This is a genomic window from Paenibacillus sp. 01T422 (genome assembly GCF_056398785.1).
Genome location: NZ_JBFTQB010000532.1, coordinates 1 through 6,597, shown reverse-complemented (window position 1 = coordinate 6,597; position 6,597 = coordinate 1). Strand labels below are relative to the sequence as shown.

Genomic DNA, 6,597 nt, shown 5'->3' with positions numbered 1-6,597 from the left:
AAATTAGCATCATGAAAGCGACACAAGCTAAAACGGAAGCACACGTCGCTAATATCCGAATTGGCCCTATCTTTTCTATCCATCGCGATACAAAATAAAAGAACGGAATCTCACTTAAAGCAGCTAATGTCCAGCTAAGCCCCACTAACAGCTCCGATGCCCCCGACTGCGTCATATAAATACTGATAAAACTGTCGACGGCGCGTCCCCCTGTGCCAAGTACAAATAAGGGAAGCAGAACCGTCAAAATCGCTGGCTTCTTGAGCACTTGTAACTGTGCCAGCAAATTCACTTTCACCGGCTCCTGCCGCTTTTCGTCCGGAATTGGAAGTAAAACGGCCATAGCAAACAGGATTGACACAACAAAAAGTCCATAAAGCCCCATGGACCCGAACTTAAGAGCCACCCACCCCATAATTGGAGCAACTGCCGCAAAACCTAGGCTGCCCCAAATTCGCAAACTGCCGAATGTAAAACCATTTTGAGTGCTTAGCGTCAAATTCCATGAATCTGTTAAAGGGACGACCGAACATGAAAAAAACATGAAAATTATTAAACTCGTATAAATGCCTAGAGGACTGTCCGATACCAGAAGAACGCCCAGTCCGAAGGTAAGTCCTGCCATGCATAACAAGGCAATCTTTTTCACACCGCCGATTGAGTCGCTCAACCAACCCCAAAACGGCTGTGCAAGCAAGCTGATAACGGGAGCAATACCGAGTAGTGTTCCGATTTGACCAGGGATCAACGATTTATTTTTCAAAAGGATAGGCAGGTAAATCATGCTGAATGCTGTAGTTCCATAGTACAGAAAGTAGAAAGAGCTGAAGAACAACAGCATATTGCGGTGTTTCACGATCATCGTTTGTTAGCTCCAGATTGCAGCAGCCATTCGTGAAATACGAGGGCGGCGGCTCCCAAAGCACAATTGTTACGACTATAGTCAGAAAAATAAATCGGCGTGTCAAGCGTTGTAGCGATTGCTGTATGGCCTAACGTCTGGGCTAACGACGGTTGAATCCAGCGGGATGCCAGTGTCAGCTCTCCTCCAATAATAACCGCCGCAGAATTCAGCAAATTCAAGACATTGCCAATGACGAAGCCAATGTGCCGTCCCACTTCTTCTAATACAGCTAGAGCTAGTGCATCCCCATTTTCCAGCTGCTGTATCGTTTGAGAAAACGACCCGCCAGTCAAATTAAGCTCATTCATGATTCTTTGTACGGAAACATACGCTTCAAGACAGCCTCTTTTTCCGCAATAACACAAAGGACCGCCAGAGCTAATCTTCATGTGGCCCATTTCACCCGCATAGTGGTGCGCACCGGTGTAGACCTGCCCGTTCATGACCAGTGCAGCCCCAACACCTTCGTCCAAATAAATGCATAACGCATGACTCAGCCCCGCACCGTTCTCTCCGGTTCTCGACCAGACCTCGCCTCGGGCAAAAGCTCTAACATTATTTTCAACGTAAACAGGTACGGGGTACCTTGCTGCCAGCCGCTGCTTAACAGCAACATGGTGCCATCCCAAATAGGGAGAATGAATCACCTCTCCCTTGGTGGGATCGACAATTCCTTGGATTCCCACGCAGATGCCCAGGTTTTTGCCATAATGAGGAACATGTTCAAGTAATAAATCGATAAGATCGATCAGTGCTTTGAGAAGAGCTTCCCCTTGGCATGTAGGTTCATTCGTGGAAAATGGTACTGGGAAGGTAATTTTATGTTGATAAATGACCGTCTTATTGTAGTCCATAACCATCCCGGACAGGTAGCTTTTCGTCACTTCAACGCCGACAGCAATCAGGTTCTCCCCTAACAAACGAAGAAGGACGGGCTTGCGCCCGACCCCCTTTTTTGCAAGGACAGCTTCCTCAGTGACTAATTGATCGGTTAGCAGTTCGTTAACGATATTGGTCACCGTCTGTTTCTGAAGATTGGCTCTTCGCGCAATGTCTATGCGTGAAATAAGTTTCTCTTGATGGAGGAGCTCCAGCACTTTTTTCTGGTTATGAAGTTTCATCCATCGGAAGCTGTTATAATCCTCGTTCAAATTTATTTCCTCCTATTTAAGCTCCTCTTGCATGGTTATGACTTCTGTTAGCTTATCAGGGAAATTGATGGTCATCCCGTCGAAAAAAGAAGTAACCGTCGATTGGTTTCGAATGCCGTATTGATTGATCATTTCTAGAACAGGAAGTTCAATTCCTTTGTCTTTCAACTCTAGAGCATATAAAATATTTTTCCTGGCGAAGTAATGCAGAAACTGTTCAAATGATACCAGTCGCTCACCTGCGTAAAGGGGTGAGAACCACGAGCCGGCATCAAGCTCTTGAAGTTCCTTCCAGGTATATTCCGAAGGGAGGCCTTGACCGTTGGTCGTGCGCTGAAGCTCATTATCATGAAATAAAATCAGCACACCGTCTTTTGTCATTTTCAAATCGGTTTCTATCCCGTTGGCACCCATTTCGATTCCTTTGTAAAAAGCGGCAAACGTGTTTTCCGGTGCGTATTCCGAAGCTCCACGATGAGCTAAATTCATAAACATTGTTGCACCACTCCCTTATTTGTAAGTTTTCATAAAGCCATCTACATCGGCTTGCAACTTATCTAACACCTTCTGCGGATCAGCCTTCGGATCGCCTTCCACTGTTTCCAGCGCGGTGACCAGACCGTTCCAGATTAGTGAATCAGCAGGATGCATAGGTTGGTTTCTCAAAAATTGGTTTTGATCCATAATCGTTTTGAAACTAGGGTCATCATTCATTTTCTTTTGGAACGGTTCGGATGCCGTCGCTGATTTTTTGATCGGGGCATAACCCGATGAGATGCTGAATTTCGCTGCATTTTCCGTATTGGTAGCGAACGAAACGAAATCCCATGACGCTTTTTCCATGTCCGGCGTAGACTTAAAGATGCCCAGACTGTTTCCACCGATCGGCACATTACGATCCTTAATCATCGGAAGGAAAGCAACACCAACCTCGAATTTCTTACCTACCTGATCTTGCGTTGCCGCAAGTGCAGAACCGGATTTAAAGATCATAGCAAGCTTGCCCGTTGCAAAATCCTCTTCTGCGGTTTTATGCTGATTCGGCGCCATCGCTTTGTCCACATTGACCAAATTCTGGAATGATTTAAGCACTTCTACGGCTTCTTTGCCGTTGACCGTCACTTTCCCGCTCTTGTCGATAATCGTGCCACCGCGGTTCCAAGTCATCGGTTGGAAATACCAAGGGGAATCGGCCGCCGTGTTGAAACCCCAAACATCCGTTTTTCCATCACCATTCGTGTCTTTCGTTAATGCCTTAGCTGTTGTCACCAACTCATCCCAGGTGTTCGGTGCTTTTAATCCTGCTTGATCCAGTAATGTTTTATTAACGTATAACATGGGTGTGCTGCTGTTGAACGGAATAGTCCAAAGCTTGTCTTTGTATCGGAAACGATCCCAGAACGCAGGGTATACATCGTTTTTCTCTTGATCGCTAATGAATTGCTCAATTGGAATCATCTTCCCACTGTCAGCCATTTGCGGAATCCCGTAACGCTGACCGAGCTGCACGATGTTGGGAAGCGTGTTCGAAACGACTGCGGCCATAACCTTCTGGGCCATTTCATCATAACCGCCCATAAATTCAGCCTTTATTTTCACGTTAGGATGCTGCGCTTCAAAAGCTTTCACCTGATCCACTAGCATATCCTTGTTCGTTGACCATAAGGTTAGTGTCACTTGTTTTTGTTCAGTCGAATTCGTCGCTGCTGGAGCATTTGTTGCCGCAGGGCTGGTTTGGGCGTCTTTGGCTGTGCCACAAGCYGTCAAGCCAATCATGGAAAGCGACATCATCACTACTAAAAGCTTCTTCATACGTTTATTCCCTCCACTTAATTTAGATTTAACTAATGATCCGACCTATCCGATAATTTATCTCTGTATTAACACAATTTCTACCACTTCAACTTACTTCACGCTTGAATGCATCACCCCTCTAACAAAATATTTTTGAGTTAACAGGAAGAACAGTAGCACAGGCATAATAATGAATGTGGACGCAGCCATTAAATGAGGCCATTGGATACCCTTTTCCACGTCCATCATGTAGCGAAGCCCCACCTGAACAGTCCGCATTTCCGAGGAATTTGTAATAAGGAGCGGCCACAAATAGCTGTTCCATGCATGCAGAAAGGCAAACAAGCTGAGCGTTGCTAAGACAGTTTTGGAAATTGGCAGCACGACCCGCAGCAGTGTACGGAAGTGACCACAGCCATCCATTCTCGCAGCATCCATCAGATCACGGGGAATCGTCATGAAAAATTGCCGCAGTAAAAATATGCCAAACACGCTTGTGATACTTGGTGCAATGAGTCCAGCATAGCTATTGATCCACCCAAGCTCCTTGATCACTAAATACGAAGGAATCATGGTTGACTCGAATGGAACGATCGTCGATGCCACCACTAGAATGAATAGAACATTTTTCCCCTTCAAAGGTACCCAGGAGAAGGCATATGCAGCCATCGAGCATGTGATAATCTGGCCTAGCACAACGCCTACCGACATGACAAAACTGTTCACAAAAAAGCGGCTGAAAGGCGCCATCTTCCAAGCCTCTGCAAAATGCTCCCAATGCCACACCTCCGGTAAACTAAGAAATGTGCCCGAGAATATTTCTTCCGTTGACTTTACCGCTGCTAAGAACATCCAGATAAACGGAATGATCATAAATAACGAACAAGCAAGAAGTATCACATGCGTAACCCAAGCGCTGATTCTGACCTTATTGAATCTGCTCGGTTTTGCTACAAATTCGGGACTTGTTGGTTGATCATCTTGAGGCGTAATGGCGTGTTTCTCCATTGCCGTAGATGGTGACAATATTTCCAACTTCATTCGCTCCTTTTATCAATCATTGATAGTGAACTTTACGGCCTACTACAAGCATTTGGATCAGGACCAGACTTAGCACAATGCCAAAAATCACCATGGATATCGCTGAAGCATAGCCCATTTGGAATAGTTCAAAAGCATAATGGTAAAGTTGAACGACTATCAACTCCGTACTCTTGGCCGGACCGCCTTTTGTCATAACGTTTACTTGGGTAAAAGTCTGAAACTGTTCAATCGTCAGCAAGATCAGCAACAGAAAAATGGAAGGCATCAGCAGCGGAATACGGATCCGCTTGATGATTTGATATTCATTCGCTCCATCTATTTTTGCTGCTTCCAGAACACTTGTATCCGTATTTTGAAGCCCGGCTAGTAAGATAATGATGTTATAGCCAAGCGTCTTCCAGATGGACATAATAGCCAGTGCAATGAGCGACGTATTCGTATCATTCAACCAACGAAGAGCGGGAAATCCGAAGCTTTCCAGAATCGCATTGGCCAGCCCATGATCCGGATGAAAAATAAACATCCATACAGCGGATATAGCCACAGTCGATGTAACCATCGGCGCAAAAAACATGGAGCGGTAAGTAATCATCAGCTTCTTCGAACCTTTATCTAGCAGTAACGCAAAAATTAGCGCAACCAGCATGGAAGTAGGCACTGTCATTGCAGCGAACAGAAACGTAATTTTCAAAGAATGATAAAATTCTTCGTTCGTAAATAGCTTCTGGTAATTATCCAATCCGATATAAGTTGGGGTCGGCCGCAGCATATCCCAAGAATATAAACTCAACCCTGCACTGTAACAAATAGGGATGAGAACAAAAATAGCAATCACCAGCAAGGAAGGCCCGAGCAGCACATAACCCGCCATGTTCGTTTTCCACTTCTTTTCTTTCAAAACTATAATCCTCCTTTTCGAGCACGCGATTGTTGCCGATATCTCTTAGTAAAATAATTTGACTTATTAATGAGTCAAGCTTATCAGCCCTTGATTATTGCTGTGTTAACTTGCTCTTAAGAAAATGTAAATGAACAAAAAGAAAACGGAGCCCGCAAATCCGCGGTACTCCGTTTATTTTTTAAATATTCTATTGCGTTTGACATCTTTTGAATTCATGTCGTGGAACTCTGCAAGCTACGCCTTTTCGCTGCAACCGATAAAACGCAACAAATTAACAAAACTAAGCACGCAAGCGTATACGGATAATTAACATTCACGTCTAATAAAAAACCAGCTACAATAGGCCCAGCAATATTGCCAAGACTAGTAAAGGCAGAGTTCAAACCGGCCACATAGCCTTGCTGATCCTTCGCCACCATTGACAATTGGGTACTGATTGCCGGCCGTAAGATATCAATCGCCAAAAATACAACAAAGGTAACAGCAAAAATCATCCAGAATTGGTGAACGAACAGCGTCAGCATAATAAACAAACCTGCAAAGAAAAGACAAAGAGAAATAACGCGTTGCTCGCCAAAACGATTCAATATCCAGCTAAAAGCTGTAACTTGAACTACAGCGCCAGCTATGGACCCGAACGTTATGATAAAGGCGATATCCTTTGGCTGAAAACCAAATTTTCGATCGACAAATAGTCCATAGATGGTTTCATAATTAGCAAGTCCAAATGACATAACAAAAACGATGATTAAACTTAAAAAATAGGGCTCTCTGTAGGCATTCCTCAACTGTGAAACCAGCCC

The 6,597-nt window shown here is 44.5% G+C and carries 7 protein-coding genes; all 7 read right to left on the bottom strand.

Annotation, left to right across the window (positions count from 1 at the left end):
* Window positions 1–862 (bottom strand): MFS transporter (locus AC1DUA_RS25105; RefSeq protein ID WP_477502359.1); only part of this gene is annotated, 862 nt, incomplete at its 3' end.
* The gene (locus AC1DUA_RS25100; RefSeq protein WP_477502358.1) at window positions 859–2,055 is read right to left on the bottom strand and encodes an ROK family transcriptional regulator; all 1,197 of its coding nucleotides are present in this window, start codon (window positions 2,053–2,055) and stop codon (window positions 859–861) included. The genes AC1DUA_RS25100 and AC1DUA_RS25105, both read right to left, overlap by 4 nt.
* 12 nt (window positions 2,056–2,067) lie before the next feature.
* Window positions 2,068–2,550 carry a glycerophosphodiester phosphodiesterase gene (locus tag AC1DUA_RS25095; RefSeq protein WP_477502357.1) on the bottom strand — a complete coding sequence of 161 codons (483 nt, stop codon included), beginning with the start codon at window positions 2,548–2,550 and terminating at the stop codon, window positions 2,068–2,070.
* A gap of 15 nt (window positions 2,551–2,565) precedes the next feature.
* A complete protein-coding gene (locus AC1DUA_RS25090; RefSeq protein ID WP_477502356.1) occupies window positions 2,566–3,867 on the bottom strand; it encodes an ABC transporter substrate-binding protein in 1,302 nt (433 codons plus the stop codon).
* 93 nt (window positions 3,868–3,960) lie between these two features.
* Complete coding sequence (locus AC1DUA_RS25085; protein WP_477502355.1) at window positions 3,961–4,884, bottom strand: carbohydrate ABC transporter permease; 924 nt, start codon at window positions 4,882–4,884, stop codon at window positions 3,961–3,963.
* A gap of 22 nt (window positions 4,885–4,906) precedes the next feature.
* A complete protein-coding gene (locus AC1DUA_RS25080) occupies window positions 4,907–5,791 on the bottom strand; it encodes a carbohydrate ABC transporter permease (protein WP_477502354.1) in 885 nt (294 codons plus the stop codon).
* A gap of 215 nt (window positions 5,792–6,006) precedes the next feature.
* The coding region (locus tag AC1DUA_RS25075) for an MFS transporter (protein WP_477502353.1) at window positions 6,007–6,597 on the bottom strand (591 nt) is incomplete at its 5' end.